This window comes from Pseudoalteromonas simplex (assembly GCF_015278155.1).
GTDB classification, from domain to species: Bacteria; Pseudomonadota; Gammaproteobacteria; order Enterobacterales; family Alteromonadaceae; genus Pseudoalteromonas; species Pseudoalteromonas simplex.
Window position 1 is genome coordinate 1 of record NZ_JADILN010000031.1, and the last position, 694, is coordinate 694.

The 694-nt window shown below is 42.0% G+C and carries 1 protein-coding gene; it reads right to left on the reverse strand.

Features of this window, described 5'->3' with window-relative positions; translation table 11 throughout:
- Positions 1-31: 31 nt before the first annotated feature.
- Positions 32-694 (reverse strand): IS3 family transposase (locus IRQ78_RS20395; RefSeq protein ID WP_194442980.1); only part of this gene is annotated, 663 nt, incomplete at its 5' end.

A 694-nucleotide genomic window follows, 5' to 3' on the forward strand; every position in this document is an offset into this window, starting at 1 on the left:
TGATCTGACCCCGATAAAGTAGACACGGGGTTTAATTAACTTGTTCGTACTGCATGGGACTTTTATACCCTAGGGTGCCATGCCTTCTTACTGAGTTGTAGTATTTTTCAATATAAAAATACGTTTGTGTTGTCATTTCACTACGACTCAGTTCATTTAAATTCTTTATCCACTCCTTTTTATACTGCGCGAAAAAGCTTTCTGAGCACGCATTATCCCAGCAGTTRCCTTTTCTAGACATACTCACTGTGACACCTCTATTAGTTAACCACTTCACTGTTTCCTTTGCGACATACTGAGCTCCTTGGTCTGAATGAAAGAGCAAGTTCGAACCATCAGGTTTGCGTGCWGACCATGCTTTTCTCAGGGTTTTAATAACTAACTYGGCGTTGTTTATCCGGCTTGTTACCCAGCCAACAACCTTACGAGAATACAAATCAAGGATGACGCATAAATACTGCCAACCATCTTTACAGCGTACTTGTGTGATATCTGATACCCACACGGTATTTGCTGTATCAACATTAAACTGGCGTCGTAATAAATTACTCGCTTTGATTGTACCTTCTTTCTTCGCGCGACTTGTATAGCGTCTCTTACCTGATTTTGAACGATAGCCAACGCTTTGTAATAGTCTCTGCACACGTCCCTTACTGCAATCAAAGCCATGCGCTACCGCTGCCTCCCAAAGCTT